The organism is Cronobacter turicensis, assembly GCF_041222865.1.
GTDB classification, from domain to species: Bacteria; Pseudomonadota; Gammaproteobacteria; order Enterobacterales; family Enterobacteriaceae; genus Cronobacter; species Cronobacter turicensis.
In genome coordinates this window covers 2,740,146-2,755,395 of sequence record NZ_CP165997.1, presented here as the reverse complement: position 1 = coordinate 2,755,395, position 15,250 = coordinate 2,740,146, and the positions used below count along the sequence as shown (strand labels likewise).

Below are 15,250 nucleotides of genomic sequence, written 5' to 3'. Positions count from 1 at the left end.
TTTGAATGCATAACGATAAAGATCTCTCCACGTGGCAGACCTTCCGCCGACTCTGGCCGGTGATTGCGCCCTTTAAAACGGGTCTGATTGTGGCTGGGGTAGCGTTAATACTCAACGCGGCCAGCGATACCTATATGCTATCGCTACTTAAACCATTACTGGATGATGGTTTTGGTAAAACCGATCGCTCAGTGCTGCTATGGATGCCGCTGGTGGTCATAGGGCTGATGGTTCTGCGTGGTATCACCAGCTACGTTTCCAGTTATTGCATCTCCTGGGTCTCCGGGAAAGTCGTCATGACGATGCGCCGCCGCTTGTTTAATCATATGATGGGGATGCCCGTCTCCTTCTTTGATAAGCAATCCACCGGTACGTTGCTCTCCCGTATTACCTACGATTCCGAGCAAGTCGCCTCGTCCTCTTCCAGCGCGCTTATTACCGTGGTGCGTGAAGGGGCGTCGATCATCGGCCTGTTCATCATGATGTTCTATTACAGCTGGCAGCTGTCGGTGATCCTGATCGTACTGGCGCCCATTGTGTCGATTGCGATCCGCGTTGTGTCAAAACGCTTTCGCAGCATCAGTAAAAACATGCAGAACACCATGGGACAGGTGACGACCAGCGCCGAGCAGATGCTCAAGGGCCATAAAGAAGTGCTGATTTTCGGCGGCCAGCAGGTTGAAGGCGAACGCTTCGCGAAAGTCAGCAACAAGATGCGTCTGCAGGGCATGAAAATGGTCTCGGCATCTTCGATTTCCGACCCGATTATTCAGCTCATTGCTTCTCTGGCGCTGGCGTTCGTGCTCTATGCGGCAAGCTTCCCGAGCGTCATGCAAACGCTGACGGCAGGCACTATCACCGTCGTGTTCTCCTCCATGATTGCGCTGATGCGTCCGCTGAAATCGCTCACCAACGTAAACGCTCAGTTCCAGCGCGGGATGGCGGCCTGTCAGACGCTGTTTGCTATTCTGGACAGCGAGCAGGAAAAAGACGAAGGCACGCGTGTTGTCGAACGCGCCCAGGGTAATCTGGAATTCCGTGATGTTACCTTCACGTATCCGGGCCGTGAAATTCCGGCGCTGCGCGATATCAACCTGTCTATCCCTGCCGGGAAGACGGTCGCGCTGGTAGGTCGTTCGGGCTCCGGGAAATCGACGCTCGCAAGTCTTATCACGCGTTTTTACGATATCGACAGCGGCGAGATCCTGCTGGATGGCCACGACCTTCGCGACTACACGCTCTCGTCGCTGCGTAATCAGGTCGCGCTGGTCTCCCAGAACGTACATCTGTTTAACGACACCATCGCGAATAACATTGCCTACGCGCGCACGGATGTTTACAGCCGCGAAGCGATCGAAAAAGCGGCCCGTATGGCTTATGCGATGGACTTCATCAATAAGATGGATAACGGGCTGGATACGGTCATCGGCGAAAACGGCGTACTGCTTTCCGGCGGTCAGCGTCAGCGTATCGCGATTGCCCGCGCGCTGCTGCGCGACAGCCCGATCCTTATTCTTGATGAGGCGACCTCAGCGCTGGATACCGAGTCAGAACGCGCTATCCAGGCGGCGCTGGATGAACTGCAAAAGAACCGCACATCGCTGGTTATCGCGCATCGTCTCTCTACTATCGAGCAGGCGGACGAAATTGTGGTTATCGAAGACGGCCGCATCGTGGAGCGCGGCAATCATGCTGAGCTCCTCACGCAGCACGGCGTTTATGCGCAGCTTCATAAAATGCAGTTTGGTCAATGATAGAGCGCATCTGGTCTGGCCGTTCACCGTTATGGGTGCTTCTGCTGCCGCTTTCCTGGCTGTATGGCCTGGTGAGCGGCGCGATTCGCCTGAGTTATCGGCTGGGCTTACGTAAAGCCTGGCGTGCGCCGGTGCCTGTGGTCATCGTGGGCAATCTTACCGCAGGCGGTAACGGAAAAACGCCGGTCGTGGTCTGGCTGGTTGAACAGCTGCATCAGCGGGGCGTGCGCGCAGGCGTGGTTTCCCGCGGTTACGGCGGGAAAGCGGCGCATTACCCGTTAGTGCTTAGCGACGCCACGACGCCCGCAGAGGCAGGCGACGAGCCGGTGCTGATCTACCAGCGTACCGGCGCGCCCGTTGCCGTCTCGGCAAACCGCGCGCAAGCGGTCCAGGCGCTGATTGCGAACGCCGGCCCGCAAATCATCATTACCGATGACGGTCTTCAGCACTACGCGCTGGCGCGGGATAAAGAAATTGTTGTGGTCGATGGCGTACGCCGTTTCGGCAACGGCTGGTGGCTTCCTGCAGGCCCGATGCGCGAGCGCGCATCCAGGCTCAAGCAGGTCGACGCTGTCATTACGAACGGTGGAGAGGCGCGGCCCGGCGAAATCGCCATGCAGTTGCAGCCAGGGCTCGCGGTTAACCTGCGCAGCGGCGAGAGGCGGCCGGTCAATATGCTGGAGAATGTGGTCGCGATGGCAGGTATCGGCCATCCGCCGCGCTTTTTCGCCACGCTTGAGAAATGCGGCCTGACGCCGGTTAAAACGGTAAATCTTGCTGACCATCAGGCGCTGCGCGAAGCCGATGTGCTGGCGCTGATGCACGAAGGCCAGACCCTGCTGATGACTGAAAAAGACGCGGTGAAATGCCGCGCCTTCGCTCATGATGACTGGTGGTATCTGCCGGTCGACGCGACGCTTGCGCAGCCGCAAGCCGATCGGTTACTGAAGGAAATTCTCGCGCTGGTGCGTTAAGCAGGTGCGCCAGCCATAGCGTACGGGAGCGGATATGTCTGGAGTGTATCTTTCTTGGCGCGCGGCGCGCCACCTTCATCTTGCCGCGCAGGGGCTGCTGAAAAAGCCGACGCGGCGCGCGCGTCCTGCCGATATTCTCTCCACTATCACCCGCATGTCTCTCCTGCAAATCGATACGATCAATATCGTTGCCCGCAGTCCGTATCTGGTGCTTTTCAGCCGTCTCGGCAGCTATCCCGGACGCTGGCTGGATGAGGCGCTGGCGCGCGGCGAACTGATGGAGTACTGGGCGCACGAAGCCTGTTTTCTGCCGCGCAGCGATTTCCCGCTCTTTCGCCACCGTATGCTCAGCCCTGAAAAGATGGGCTGGAAATACCGGGCCGCGTGGATGGAAGAACACGCGCAGGAAATCGGCGAACTGATGGCGTTTATCGAACGTAACGGCCCCGTACGTTCGGCGGATTTTGAGCATCCGCGTAAAGGCGCCAGCGGCTGGTGGGAATGGAAGCCGCATAAAAAGCATCTCGAAGGGCTGTTTACCGCGGGGCAGGTGATGGTGGTGGAGCGGCGTAACTTTCAGCGTGTCTACGATCTGACCACGCGCGTGTTGCCCGACTGGGACGACAGCCTGCACCTCATCGATAAAGCGCAGGCCGAGGCGCATATGCTTGCCAACAGCGCGCGCAGCCTCGGGATCTTTCGCAGCGCCTGGCTTGCCGATTACTACCGGTTGCGCCATGTCGCCATCGGCCCGCTATTGCAGGCGTGGCAGGAAGAGGGCCTGGTGATACCGGTTGAGGTTGAAACACTCGGGCCGATGTGGCTGCATCATTCGCTCGCGCCGCTACTGGAGCAGGCCGCGGCAGACAAACTCACCGCTACACACAGCGCGGTCCTTTCGCCATTCGACCCGGTGGTCTGGGACCGCCGCCGCGCGGAAGATTTCTTTAACTTCTCCTACCGCCTTGAATGTTATACGCCAGCGCCAAAACGCAAATATGGCTACTTCGTTCTGCCTTTGCTGCACAAAGGCGCGCTGGCAGGAAGGATGGATGCCAAAATGCACCGTCAACAAGGCGTGCTTGAGATCATCGCGCTGTACGGCGAAGAGGGCGTCTCGTTTACCGCTGGGGTTATCGCCGGGCTGCGGCTGGCTATCAACGATTTCGCCGCCTGGCAGGGCGCCACACAGGTGGTTTTTCGCCAGTTGCCCGGCCCGCTTGTGCAAGCGTGGGGCGAGGGCTGGGAAATTGACCCCGCGCCGGAAACGCATGTGATATCCTCAAAAGATTAATACCACCGGTCCATCAGGAGGAACCATGGATCACCGTTTACTCGAAATCATCGCCTGTCCGGTTTGCAACGGCAAACTCTACTTCAATCAGGAAAAGCAGGAGCTTATTTGCAAGGCCGACCGCCTGGCTTTCCCACTGCGCGACGGCATTCCGGTGCTGCTGGAAACTGAAGCCCGCTCGCTTGCTGCCGAAGAGACCAACCCATGAGTTTCGTGGTCATTATTCCGGCCCGTTACGCGTCGACGCGTCTGCCGGGCAAACCGCTGGTCGATATCAATGGCAAGCCGATGATCGTGCATGTGCTGGAGCGCGCGCGTGAATCGGGGGCGGCGCGTATCATCGTCGCAACCGATCACCCGGACGTCGCCCGCGCGATTGAAGCGGCAGGCGGCGAGGTCTGCATGACCCGCGCCGATCATCAGTCCGGTACGGAACGTCTGGCGGAAGTCGTGGAGAAATGCGGTTTCGATGACGACACGGTTATTGTCAACGTTCAGGGCGACGAGCCGATGATCCCGCCGGCGATTATTCGTCAGGTGGCGGAGAACCTGGCGGGCTCGCAGGCAGGGATGGCGACGCTGGCGGTGCCGGTCCATGACGCTCAGGAAGCGTTCAACCCCAACGCGGTAAAAGTGGTTATGGATGCGCAGGGTTACGCACTCTATTTTTCACGCGCCACGATCCCGTGGGATCGCGACCGTTTCGCGCAGTCGCGCGATACCATCGGCGATAGCTTCCTGCGCCATATCGGCATCTACGGCTACCGTGCCGGGTTTATCCGCCGCTATGTCACCTGGCCCGCCAGCCCGCTTGAGCAGATTGAAATGCTGGAGCAGTTGCGCGTTCTGTGGCACGGCGAGAAAATCCATGTGGCTGTTGCCGCCGTGGTGCCTGGCACCGGCGTGGATACGCCCGACGATCTTGAGCGCGTACGCGCCGAAATGCGTTAACAGAAAACCGGCCCAGGCCGGTTTTTTAATGGCGTCCGGCTGCTGGCGAGCTGACCGGCAGCGTCTGGAACGGTTTTATTTCTTTTAGCACGAACATACTCTGCATCTCTTTTATGCCCGGCAGACGGCGCAGCACCGACATGGCGAACTCCGCATAGGCATCAAGATCGCGCGACACCACCTGCAACAGAAAGTCGGCGTCCCCGCCAATGCTGTAACAGGCCACCACGTTTTCCAGTTCCATGACCTCCTGTTCAAAGCGCCGCGCCTGGGCTTCACTATGGCTGTCGATGCTGACGCGCACGAAAACCATCACGCCAAGCCCGATTTTACGGCGGTCCAGCGCGGCGTGATAGCCGAGGATCACTTTATCTTCTTCCAGCTTTTTCACTTTACGCCAGCAGGGCGAGGGCGAGAGATTAACGGCCTCCGCCAGCGCCTGATTAGTGGTGCGCGCATCCTGCTGCAACAGCGTCAGCAGGGTGATATCAGTGGGTGTCAGCGTATCTTCAGACATTATTTTTCTCATTCCAGATTTTAAAGGGTAATTTTACCCTTTTAGTGCGCATTATGAAGCAATAAAGGTCATTTTTCTCCGCCATTGTCGGGCAGACTGATTACATCAACTGACAGGGAGAAAAACATGCAATTCGATACCAGCCTGCATAAATGCACCATCGTCGTCGATCGCGCGCTCACGCCGGGGCTTGCCATGAACGCCGCGAGCGTACTGGGGGTTTGTCTTGGAAGACAGGTGGAAGGGCTGGTCGGGCCCGATCTGTTAAGCCTGGACGGCGTCACTTATCCGGGCGTGATCCGCGCGCCGCTGCCGGTACTGCTCGGCGAGGGCAACACGCTGTTAAGCCTGTTTAGCGCCGCGCAGAACGATCCGCAGATTCTGGTATTGCCCTTCAGCGCGCTGGCCCAGTCGTGTAAAACCTGGGAGGAGTATGAGCTGCGCCTGGCGGGCGCCAGTAGCGCGGAGACCGAACTGGCGGCGCTGGGGCTTGTCGGCCCGAAAAAACAGATAGCCCGTCTGACAGGCAATCTGCCGCTTTACCGTTAGCGCAAACTGGCGAGGAATTGATCTCAACAGATGACATCTGCCGCAAGGACGCCCATTATAAAACCAGTAGCTTTTATAAGGGTAACGGCAAATGGAGCAACTGCGTGCGGAACTCAGTCATCTGTTAGGTGAAAAACTCAGTCGGCTTGAATGCATCAGTGAAAAACCGGACACGGCGCTTTGGTCGCTCTACGACAGTCACGGCAATCCGATGCCGTTGCTGGCGCGGAGTTTCACCTCGCCAGGGCTTGCACAGCAGCAGGCCGGAAAAATGTCGATACTGGCGCGTTACGGCACGGTGCGACTGCCGGTGGTGTATGGCGTCATGACCCACGAGGAGCATCCGGGGCCGGATGTACTGCTGATGGAGCGCCTGCGGGGCGTGCCGGTAGAAGCGCCCGCCCGCACGCCGCAGCGCTGGGAGCAGCTTCAGGATCAGATAATCGAAGCGTTGCTGAGCTGGCATCGCGTTGACAGCCACGGCTGCGTGGGCAGCGTCGACAGTACTCAGGAAAACCTCTGGCCGCACTGGTATCGTCAGCGTGTCGAAGTGCTCTGGAGCACGCTCAATCAGTATCAGAATACCGGCCTGACGATGCAGGACAAACGGATGCTGTTTCGCACCCGTGAATGTCTGGAAGAGATGTTCGCCGGGTTTAACGACAACTGCGTGCTGATCCACGGCAACTTTAACCTGCGCAGTATGCTGAAAGATGCGCGCAGCGATCAGCTGCTGGCGATGGTCAATCCGGGGATTGTGCTGTGGGCGCCGCGCGAGTATGAGCTTTTCCGCCTGTTTGATACGCCGCTTGCCGAAAGCCTCTTCTGGCGGTATATCCAGCGTGCGCCGGTGGCGGAATCGTTCCTCTGGCGCCGCTGGCTCTACGTACTGTGGGATGAAGTGGCGCAACTTTTACAAACCGGGAAAATGAACCGCGCCGCGTTTACCACGGCGTCGGACTCACTTCTGCCCTGGGTCGCCTGAGCCCACGCCCTTAACCCACTGCCAGGCGCGACCGAGCAGTTCATAGCCAGCGCGTTCGCTGTGCATCAGCCAGAGCGAGGACGGATATACGCGCTCCCACGGATTCAGCGGCGAGTCGATCGCCATCTGGTTGGCGGGCGCCGGGATGGGGTTCAGCCCCTGGCGTTTAAAGAAAATCATCGCGCGCGGCAGATGCGACGCCGACGTCACCAGTAAAAACGGCTCTTTGCCGAGCGCGCCGGCGACGGCTGTGGCTTCTTCCTCCGTATCTTTCGGCGTATCGAGCGTGATGATATCGCTGCGCGGCACGCCTAAGCTTTCCGCCACGCGGGCGCCCGCCTCCGCGGTGCTGACTGGGTTCGTGGTGGCGCGCGCGCCGGTAAAGACCAGCTTTGCGCCAGGGTTCGCCAGCCACAGACGCACGCCTTCGGTCACGCGCGGCAGGCTGTTATTGACCAGATTTGAGCTCGGCGCCCATTTGTCATTCCACGTATAACCGCCGCCCAGCACCACGATGTAATCCGCTTTCTGACCGTTCCAGGTCGGGTAGTCATCTTCTACTGGTTTTAGCAGACCATCGGCCACCGGTTGCAGGCTTAACAGCAGCAATACCAGCCAGCTGGCAGTCATTAAAACCTTGCCGCTTTTCTTAAATCGCGTGAACCACAGCAGCGCAAGCGCGATGCCCATCATCAGCAGCAGAAACGGCAGCGGCAGCAGCAGCGCGCCGATGAGTTTTTTCAGAATAAAAAGCATCGGTTATGGGTCCTTTTTTAACCATACGGCAGGTAAACGCAGCCTATCTTACGTGAGATGGGTTCATTCTCCCTCCGGCTGTGACAAAATAGCGGTTTTGCCGGATGCGCTTATCACCTGGAGAGTGTGCCCATGCGGGATCGCAATTTTGACGACATCGCCGAAAAGTTTGCGCGCAACATTTACGGTACAACAAAAGGCCAGTTGCGTCAGGCCATCCTCTGGCAGGATCTCGACGCGTTGTTAAGCCGGTTGCCTGACCGCCCGCTGCGCGTGCTGGATGCGGGCGGCGGGGAAGGCCAAACCGCGTGCCGCATCGCGGAGCGGGGTCATCAGGTGATGCTGTGCGATCTCTCCGCGGAAATGATAGCCCGCGCCAGTAAAGCGGCGCAGGAGAAAGGTGTGAGCGGCAACATGCATTTTGTACAATGCGCCGCGCAGGAGGCAGGTCAGCATTTGGAAAGCCCGGTTGATCTGATATTGTTTCACGCTGTGCTGGAATGGGTGGCCGATCCGCAGGCGGCGCTGCGCCATTTATGGCAATGTCTGGCGCCGGGCGGCGCGCTCTCGCTGATGTTCTACAACGCCAATGGCCTTCTGATGCACAACATGGTGGCGGGCAATTTCGCCTATGTGCAACAGGGGATGCCCAAAAAGAAAAAACGCACCCTTTCGCCGGACTACCCGCGCGAGCCGCAGCAGGTCTACCGCTGGCTTGAAGAGATGGGCTGGCAGATCCACAGCAAAACCGGCGTGCGGGTGTTTCATGACTATCTGCGTGAAAAACATCAGCAGCGCGACGAGTATGAGACGCTGCTTGAGCTTGAAACGCGTTATTGCCGACAGGAGCCCTGGGTGAGCCTGGGCCGATATATCCATGTCACTGCGTTTAAGCCGAAGATCCAAGGATAAACTATGAGTACTTTTTCCCAGACAGTCCCTGAACTGGTTGCCTGGGCCAGGAAAAACGATTTTTCGATCCAGCTTTCGGTAGACAGGCTGGCTTTTTTGCTGGCTATCGCCACGCTAAACGGCGAAAGGCTGGATGGCGAAATGAGCGAAGGGGAGCTGGTGGACGCGTTTCGCCACGTCAGCGACGCCTTCGAACAATCCACTGAAACCGTCGCCCAGCGCGCCAACAACGCCATCAACGATATGGTGCGCCAGCGTCTGATTAACCGTTTTACCAGCGAACAGGCGGAAGGCAACGCGATTTACCGCCTGACGCCGCTGGGTATCGGCATCACCGATTACTATATCCGTCAGCGCGAGTTCTCCACGCTGCGCCTGTCGATGCAGTTGTCCATCGTGGCAAGCGAGCTTAAGCGCGCCGCGGATGCCGCGCAGGAAGGGGGCGACGAATTCCACTGGCACCGCAACGTTTACGCGCCGCTGAAATACTCTGTTGCGGAAATTTTCGACAGCATCGATCTCACCCAGCGCATCATGGACGAGCAGCAACAGCTGGTGAAAGACGATATCGCTCAGTTGCTGAATAAAGACTGGCGCGCGGCGATCTCCAGCTGCGAACTGTTGCTTTCAGAGACCTCCGGCACGCTGCGTGAGCTCCAGGATACGCTGGAGGCGGCGGGCGATAAGCTGCAGGCCAACCTGCTGCAAATTCAGGAAGCGACGCTGGGCCGCGACGATCTCCATTTCGTCGACCGCCTGACGTATGACCTGCAAAGCAAGCTGGACCGTATTATCAGCTGGGGCCAGCAGGCGATTGACCTGTGGATTGGCTACGACCGCCACGTCCATAAATTTATCCGTACCGCTATCGATATGGATAAAAACCGCGTCTTCGCCCAGCGTCTGCGCCAGTCGGTGCAGAACTATTTCGATGCGCCCTGGGCGCTCACCTACGCCAGCGCCGATCGCCTGCTCGATATGCGCGATGAAGAGATGACGCTGCGCGATGAAGAAGTGACCGGCGAACTGCCGCCGGATCTGGAGTTTGAAGAGTTTAACGAGATCCGCGAACAACTGGCGGCGATGATTGAGGCCCAACTCAACGTCTACCGGGAGCGTCAGCAGCCGCTCGACCTGAGCGTCGTGATGCGCGATTACCTGGCCCAGTTCCCGCGAGCCCGCCACTTTGACGTGGCGCGCATCGTGGTAGACCAGGCGGTGCGTCTGGGCGTCGCTGAAGCGGACTTTACCGGCCTGCCAGCTAAATGGCAGCCCATTAATGATCATGGAGCCAAGGTACAGGCGAATGTCATCGACAAATATTGAACACGTGATGCCCGTCAAGCTGGCGCTGGCGCTCGCGAATCCGCTGTTTCCGGCGCTCGACAGCCAGCTGCGCGCCGGGCGTCACATTGGCCTGGACGAGCTGGATAATCACGCTTTTCTGATGGATTACCAGGGCGAACTGGAAGAGTTTTACAGCCGCTATAACGTGGAGCTTATCCGCGCGCCGGAAGGTTTTTTCTATCTGCGCCCACGCTCCACCACGCTTATCCCGCGCTCGGTGCTGTCTGAGCTGGATATGATGGTGGGCAAAATCCTCTGTTATCTCTACCTGAGCCCGGAGCGGCTGGCGAACGAAGGGATCTTCACCCAGCAGGAGCTCTATGACGAGCTGATGGCGCTGGCGGACGAAACCAAACTGCTCAAGCTTGTGAATAACCGCTCAACCGGCTCCGATCTCGATCGTCAGAAGCTGCAGGAAAAAGTGCGCGCTTCGTTAAGCCGCCTGCGCCGTCTGGGCATGGTCTGGTTTATGGGCCATGACAGCAGCAAATTCCGCATCACTGAGTCGGTGTTTCGCTTCGGCGCTGACGTGCGCGCCGGCGACGATCCGCGCGACGCGCAGCTGCGCATGATCCGCGACGGCGAAGCGATGCCGGTGGAAAGCCACCTGCAGCTCAATGATGAGAACGACGATACCCAGCAGGATAATGCGGAGGATGACAATGATTGAACGCGGTAAGTTTCGCTCGCTAACGCTTATCAACTGGAACGGCTTTTTTGCCCGCACGTTTGATCTCGACGAGCTGGTCACCACGCTTTCCGGCGGTAACGGCGCCGGTAAATCGACCACGATGGCGGCGTTCGTCACGGCGCTTATTCCTGACCTGACGCTGCTGCATTTCCGTAACACCACCGAGGCGGGCGCCACCAGCGGCTCGCGTGATAAAGGCCTGCACGGCAAGCTGAAAGCGGGCGTCTGTTATTCGGTGCTGGATGTCGTCAATTCGCGCCATCAGCGCGTGCTGGTGGGCGTACGTCTGCAGCAGGTCGCCGGGCGCGACCGTAAAGTGGACATCAAACCGTTCGCCATTCAGGGCCTGCCAAGCGCGATTCTGCCCACACAACTGCTGACGGAAACCCTGAACGATCGGCAGGCGCGCGTGCTGAGCCTCAACGAGCTGAAAGATAAAATCGACGCGATGGAAGGGGTGCAGCTTAAACAGTTCAACTCCATCACCGATTACCACTCATTAATGTTCGATCTGGGCGTGGTGGCGCGTCGTCTGCGTTCGGCGTCCGATCGCAGCAAATATTATCGCCTGATTGAAGCCTCGCTCTACGGCGGGATCTCCAGCGCCATCACCCGCTCGCTGCGCGACTATCTGCTGCCGGAAAACGGCGGCGTGCGTAAAGCGTTCCAGGATATGGAAGCGGCGCTGCGCGAAAACCGCATGACCCTTGAGGCGATCCGCGTGACCCAGTCGGACCGCGATCTCTTCAAACACCTGATTTCCGAAGCCACCAACTATGTGGCGGCGGATTATATGCGCCACGCCAATGAGCGTCGTATTCATCTCGACCAGGCGCTTGAGCTGCGCCGCGAGCTGTTCAGCAGTCGCAAACAGCTGGCCGCCGAGCAATATAAGCATGTCGATATGGCGCGCGAGCTCTCCGAGCACGTTGGTGCGGAAGGCGATCTCGAAACCGATTATCAGGCGGCGAGCGATCACCTGAATCTGGTCCAGACCGCGCTGCGCCAGCAGGAGAAAATCGAACGTTACGAGGCGGACCTTGAAGAGCTGCAGATTCGCCTTGAAGAACAGAGCGAAGTCGTCGCGGAAGCGGCTGAGCAGCAGGAAGAGAACGAAGCCCGCGCCGAAGCCGCCGAGCTTGAAGTGGACGAGCTGAAAAACCAGCTTGCCGACTATCAGCAGGCGCTCGATGTACAGCAGACTCGCGCCATTCAGTATCAGCAGGCGCTCACCGCGCTGGAGCGCGCCCGCGAGCTGTGCCATCTGCCGGATCTGAGCGCGGAAAGCGCCGACGAATGGCTGGATACCTTCCAGGCGAAAGAGCAGGAAGCCACCGAACGGTTGCTGTCGCTTGAGCAGAAAATGAGCGTCGCGCAGACTGCGCACAGCCAGTTTGAACAGGCTTATCAGCTGGTCGCCAGCATTAACGGCCCGGTGAGCCGCGCAGAGGCGTGGGACGTGGCGCGCGAACTGCTGCGCGACGCCAGCCAGCAGCGCCATCTGGCCGAACAGGTGCAGCCGCTGCGTATGCGTCTGTCTGAGCTGGAACAGCGCCTGCGCGAACAGCAGGACGCCGAACGTTTGCTGGCCGAATTCTGTAAGCGTCAGGGTAAAGAGTACGATCCGGAAGAACTCGAAGCGCTGAACGACGAACTGGAAGCGCGCATCGCGGCGCTCTCCGACAGCGTCTCGCAGGCGGGCGAACAGCGCATGACGCTGCGCCAGGAGCTGGAGCAGATCCAGAGCCGCGTTAAAACACTCACCAGTCATGCGCCAGCCTGGCTTGCGGCGCAAAACAGCCTCAACCAGATTAGCGAGCAGAGCGGCGAGACGTTTGAGTCCGGCCAGCAGGTCACCGAATATCTCCAGCAGTTGCTGGAGCGCGAGCGCGAGGCCATCGTTGAACGTGACGAAGTGGGCGCGCGCAAGCGTACGGTCGATGAAGAGATTGAACGCTTAAGCCAGCCGGGCGGCGCTGAAGATGCGCGCCTGAATGCGCTGGCGGAGCGTTTTGGCGGCGTGCTGCTCTCTGAAATTTATGACGATGTGTCGTTCGACGACGCGCCGTACTTCTCCGCGCTCTACGGCCCGTCGCGTCACGCGATTGTGGTGCCGGATTTGTCCCGCGTGCGCGATCTGCTCGACGGCCTCGAAGAGTGTCCGGAAGATCTCTATCTGATCGAAGGGGATCCGCAGTCCTTCGATGACAGCGTCTTCAGCGTCGAAGAGCTGGAAAAAGCGGTGGTGGTGAAAGTGGCCGAGCGTCAGTGGCGCTACTCCCGCTTCCCGTCGGTGCCGCTGTTTGGCCGCGCCGCGCGCGAAAGCCGCATCGAGAGCCTGCACGCCGAGCGCGAAGCGCTGTCTGAGCGCTACGCGACGCTCTCATTCGACGTACAGAAAACGCAGCGTTTGCATCAGGCGTTCAGCCGCTTTGTCGGCCAGCATCTCGCCGTTGCGTTTGAGGCGGATCCGGAAGCGGAAATCCGTAAGCTCAATACGCGCCGCAGCGAAATCGAACGCGCGATTAGCCAGCACGAAAACGACAACCAGCAGCAGCGCGTGCAGTTTGAACAGGCGAAAGAGGGCGTGGCCCAGCTTAACCGCCTGCTGCCGCGCCTGAGCCTGCTGGCCGATGACAGCCTGGCCGACCGCGTGGATGAGATTCAGGAACGTCTGGCGGAAGCCCAGGACGCCGCGCGTTTCTTCTCCCAGCACGGCAATGCGCTGGCGAAACTTGAGCTGGTGGCATCTGTATTACAGAGCGATCCTGAGCAGTTCGATCAGCTGAAACAGGATTACGAACAGGCGCGCCAGACCCAGCGCGACGCCCGTCAGCAGGCCTTTGCGCTCAGCGAAGTGGTGCAGCGTCGCGCGCACTTCAGCTACAGCGATTCGGCGCAGATGCTTAACGGCAACACCGATCTCAATGAGAAGCTGCGCCAGCGTCTGGAGCAGGCGGAAGGCGAGCGTACCCGCGCCCGCGAAGCGCTGCGCACCCATGCCGCGAAGCTCAGCCAGTATCATCAGGTGCAGGCGTCGCTGAAAAGTTCCTTCGACACCAAGAAAGAGCTGCTGGGCGATCTGCAACGTGAACTGCAGGATATCGGCGTGCGCGCCGATGCCGGGGCCGAAGAGCGCGCGCGTCAGCGTCGCGACGAACTGCATACGCGCCTCAGCAATAACCGTTCGCGCCGCAATCAGCTGGAGAAACAGCTGACGCTGTGCGAAGCGGAGATGGATAACCTGACCCGCAGCCTGAAGCGTCTTGAGCGTAACTATCACGAGATGCGCGAGCAGGTCGTCAGCGCGAAAGCGGGCTGGTGCGCGGTGATGCGTATGGTGAAAGACAACGGCGTGGAGCGCCGTCTGCACCGCCGCGAGCTGGCGTATCATTCCGGCGACGATCTGCGTTCGATGTCGGATAAAGCCCTCGGCGCGCTGCGTCTGGCCGTGGCGGATAACGAGCACCTGCGCGACGTGCTGCGCCTGTCTGAAGATCCGAAACGTCCGGAGCGTAAAATCCAGTTCTTCGTGGCGGTTTATCAGCATCTGCGCGAGCGTATCCGCCAGGATATTATCCGCACCGACGATCCGGTCGAGGCGATTGAACAGATGGAAATTGAGCTTGGCCGTCTGACGGAAGAGCTCACCTCACGCGAACAGAAGCTTGCCATTAGCTCCCGCAGCGTGGCGAACATTATTCGCAAGACGATCCAGCGCGAGCAGAACCGTATCCGTATGCTCAACCAGGGCCTGCAAAGCGTGTCGTTCGGGCAGGTCAACAGCGTGCGCCTCAACGTCAACGTGCGTGAAAGCCATGCGACCCTGCTGGAAGTGCTCGCCGAGCAGCATGAGCAGCATCAGGACTTGTTTAACAGCAACCGCCTGACGTTCTCGGAAGCGCTGGCGAAACTCTGGCAACGCCTGAATCCGCAGATCGACATGGGCCAGCGCACCGCGCAGACCATCGGCGAAGAGCTGCTCGACTACCGTAACTATCTGGAGATGGAAGTTGAGGTCAACCGTGGCTCAGACGGCTGGTTGCGCGCGGAAAGCGGCGCGCTCTCGACCGGTGAGGCGATCGGTACCGGGATGTCGATCCTGGTGATGGTGGTGCAGAGCTGGGAAGATGAGTCGAGCCGTCTGCGCGGTAAAGATATTTCGCCATGCCGTCTGCTGTTCCTCGACGAAGCGGCGCGTCTTGACGCCCGTTCCATCGCCACGCTGTTTGAGCTCTGCGAACGTTTGCAGATGCAGCTCATCATCGCGGCGCCGGAAAACATCAGCCCGGAAAAAGGCACGACCTACAAGCTGGTGCGTAAAGTCTTCCAGAACCATGAGCACGTGCATGTGGTTGGCCTGCGCGGCTTTGCCGCTCCGCCGGTTGAAGCCTTGCCGGGCGCGGCGGAAGTGTCGTAACGTCATCACCTAAAAGAGCGGGCTTCGGCCCGCTTTCTTTTTGGCCGGTAAATCTTTAAACTTCTTTACATTCGGTCAGGCAAATGGTTTTTTCTCTTTA

13 protein-coding genes are annotated in these 15,250 nt (G+C 59.2%); 11 read left to right on the top strand and 2 right to left on the bottom strand.

All coding sequences use genetic code 11. The features are described 5' to 3' along the window. The first annotated feature begins 5 nt into the window (after positions 1–5). The 5 genes from msbA to kdsB are packed head-to-tail and all read left to right on the top strand — an operon-like array spanning position 6 to position 4,973. A complete protein-coding gene (gene msbA / locus AB8W27_RS13195; protein ID WP_015740718.1) occupies positions 6–1,754 on the top strand; it encodes a lipid A ABC transporter ATP-binding protein/permease MsbA in 1,749 nt (582 codons plus the stop codon). Next, positions 1,751–2,728 (top strand): tetraacyldisaccharide 4'-kinase, encoded by a 978-nt coding sequence (lpxK, locus tag AB8W27_RS13190; RefSeq protein WP_015740719.1) that lies wholly within the window; start codon positions 1,751–1,753, stop codon positions 2,726–2,728. Before msbA ends, lpxK begins: the two co-directional genes overlap by 4 nt. Before the next feature lie 34 nt (positions 2,729–2,762). Then, positions 2,763–4,022: a winged helix-turn-helix domain-containing protein gene (locus AB8W27_RS13185; RefSeq protein ID WP_015740720.1), complete on the top strand. Its 1,260-nt coding sequence runs from the start codon at positions 2,763–2,765 to the stop codon at positions 4,020–4,022. Between the two features lie 25 nt (positions 4,023–4,047). Continuing rightward, positions 4,048–4,230 carry a protein YcaR gene (gene ycaR, locus AB8W27_RS13180; RefSeq protein WP_007707496.1) on the top strand — a complete coding sequence of 61 codons (183 nt, stop codon included), beginning with the start codon at positions 4,048–4,050 and terminating at the stop codon, positions 4,228–4,230. Beyond that, complete coding sequence (gene kdsB, locus AB8W27_RS13175) at positions 4,227–4,973, top strand: 3-deoxy-manno-octulosonate cytidylyltransferase (protein WP_015740721.1); 747 nt, start codon at positions 4,227–4,229, stop codon at positions 4,971–4,973. The genes ycaR and kdsB overlap by 4 nt, the downstream gene beginning before the upstream one ends. Positions 4,974–4,998: 25 nt before the next feature. On the opposite strand, the gene AB8W27_RS13170 is transcribed toward kdsB, so the two are convergent. Further along, on the bottom strand, positions 4,999–5,490 hold the full coding sequence (locus AB8W27_RS13170) for an Lrp/AsnC family transcriptional regulator (RefSeq protein WP_007768824.1): 492 nt from the start codon (positions 5,488–5,490) through the stop codon (positions 4,999–5,001). 126 nt (positions 5,491–5,616) lie between these two features. Between AB8W27_RS13170 and AB8W27_RS13165 the strand changes: the two genes are divergently transcribed. Both AB8W27_RS13165 and AB8W27_RS13160 read left to right on the top strand, forming a co-directional pair. Then, positions 5,617–6,039, top strand: a complete 423-nt coding sequence (locus AB8W27_RS13165) for a DUF2000 domain-containing protein (protein WP_041923389.1) — start codon at positions 5,617–5,619, stop codon at positions 6,037–6,039. Between the two features lie 91 nt (positions 6,040–6,130). Next, positions 6,131–7,024, top strand: coding sequence for a YcbJ family phosphotransferase (locus AB8W27_RS13160; protein WP_015740724.1), 894 nt, complete (start codon positions 6,131–6,133; stop codon positions 7,022–7,024). Here AB8W27_RS13160 and elyC read toward each other — a convergent pair. After that, positions 7,001–7,780 carry an envelope biogenesis factor ElyC gene (gene elyC, locus AB8W27_RS13155; RefSeq protein ID WP_041923390.1) on the bottom strand — a complete coding sequence of 260 codons (780 nt, stop codon included), beginning with the start codon at positions 7,778–7,780 and terminating at the stop codon, positions 7,001–7,003. The two genes, AB8W27_RS13160 and elyC, sit on opposite strands and share 24 nt — an antisense overlap. 132 nt (positions 7,781–7,912) lie before the next feature. Here elyC and cmoM point away from each other — a divergent pair, with 132 nt between their 5' ends. From cmoM to mukB, 4 genes are read left to right on the top strand one after another with little or no spacing between them, the layout of a single operon-like run. Beyond that, positions 7,913–8,692, top strand: coding sequence for a tRNA uridine 5-oxyacetic acid(34) methyltransferase CmoM (gene cmoM / locus AB8W27_RS13150; protein ID WP_041923391.1), 780 nt, complete (start codon positions 7,913–7,915; stop codon positions 8,690–8,692). Between the two features lie 3 nt (positions 8,693–8,695). Continuing rightward, entirely contained in the window at positions 8,696–10,018 is a 1,323-nt protein-coding gene (gene mukF, locus AB8W27_RS13145) for a chromosome partition protein MukF (protein WP_015740727.1), read from the top strand. Then, entirely contained in the window at positions 9,999–10,709 is a 711-nt protein-coding gene (mukE, locus tag AB8W27_RS13140; RefSeq protein WP_071820281.1) for a chromosome partition protein MukE, read from the top strand. Before mukF ends, mukE begins: the two co-directional genes overlap by 20 nt. Then, positions 10,702–15,150, top strand: a complete 4,449-nt coding sequence (gene mukB, locus AB8W27_RS13135) for a chromosome partition protein MukB (RefSeq protein ID WP_041923393.1) — start codon at positions 10,702–10,704, stop codon at positions 15,148–15,150. Before mukE ends, mukB begins: the two co-directional genes overlap by 8 nt. The last annotated feature ends 100 nt before the right edge of the window (positions 15,151–15,250 follow it).

Bases quoted from the DNA above. Each gene is read 5' to 3' on its own strand.
- cmoM (WP_041923391.1), top strand. From the start codon at position 7,913: ATGCGGGATCGCAATTTTGACGACATCGCCGAAAAGTTTGCGCGCAAC.
- mukE (WP_071820281.1), top strand. From the start codon at position 9,999: ATGTCATCGACAAATATTGAACACGTGATGCCCGTCAAGCTGGCGCTG.
- AB8W27_RS13160 (WP_015740724.1), top strand. From the start codon at position 6,131: ATGGAGCAACTGCGTGCGGAACTCAGTCATCTGTTAGGTGAAAAACTC.
- AB8W27_RS13185 (WP_015740720.1), top strand. From the start codon at position 2,763: ATGTCTGGAGTGTATCTTTCTTGGCGCGCGGCGCGCCACCTTCATCTT.
- elyC (WP_041923390.1), bottom strand. From the start codon at position 7,780: ATGCTTTTTATTCTGAAAAAACTCATCGGCGCGCTGCTGCTGCCGCTG.
- msbA (WP_015740718.1), top strand. From the start codon at position 6: ATGCATAACGATAAAGATCTCTCCACGTGGCAGACCTTCCGCCGACTC.
- mukB (WP_041923393.1), top strand. From the start codon at position 10,702: ATGATTGAACGCGGTAAGTTTCGCTCGCTAACGCTTATCAACTGGAAC.
- kdsB (WP_015740721.1), top strand. From the start codon at position 4,227: ATGAGTTTCGTGGTCATTATTCCGGCCCGTTACGCGTCGACGCGTCTG.
- ycaR (WP_007707496.1), top strand. From the start codon at position 4,048: ATGGATCACCGTTTACTCGAAATCATCGCCTGTCCGGTTTGCAACGGC.
- lpxK (WP_015740719.1), top strand. From the start codon at position 1,751: ATGATAGAGCGCATCTGGTCTGGCCGTTCACCGTTATGGGTGCTTCTG.
- mukF (WP_015740727.1), top strand. From the start codon at position 8,696: ATGAGTACTTTTTCCCAGACAGTCCCTGAACTGGTTGCCTGGGCCAGG.
- AB8W27_RS13165 (WP_041923389.1), top strand. From the start codon at position 5,617: ATGCAATTCGATACCAGCCTGCATAAATGCACCATCGTCGTCGATCGC.
- AB8W27_RS13170 (WP_007768824.1), bottom strand. From the start codon at position 5,490: ATGTCTGAAGATACGCTGACACCCACTGATATCACCCTGCTGACGCTG.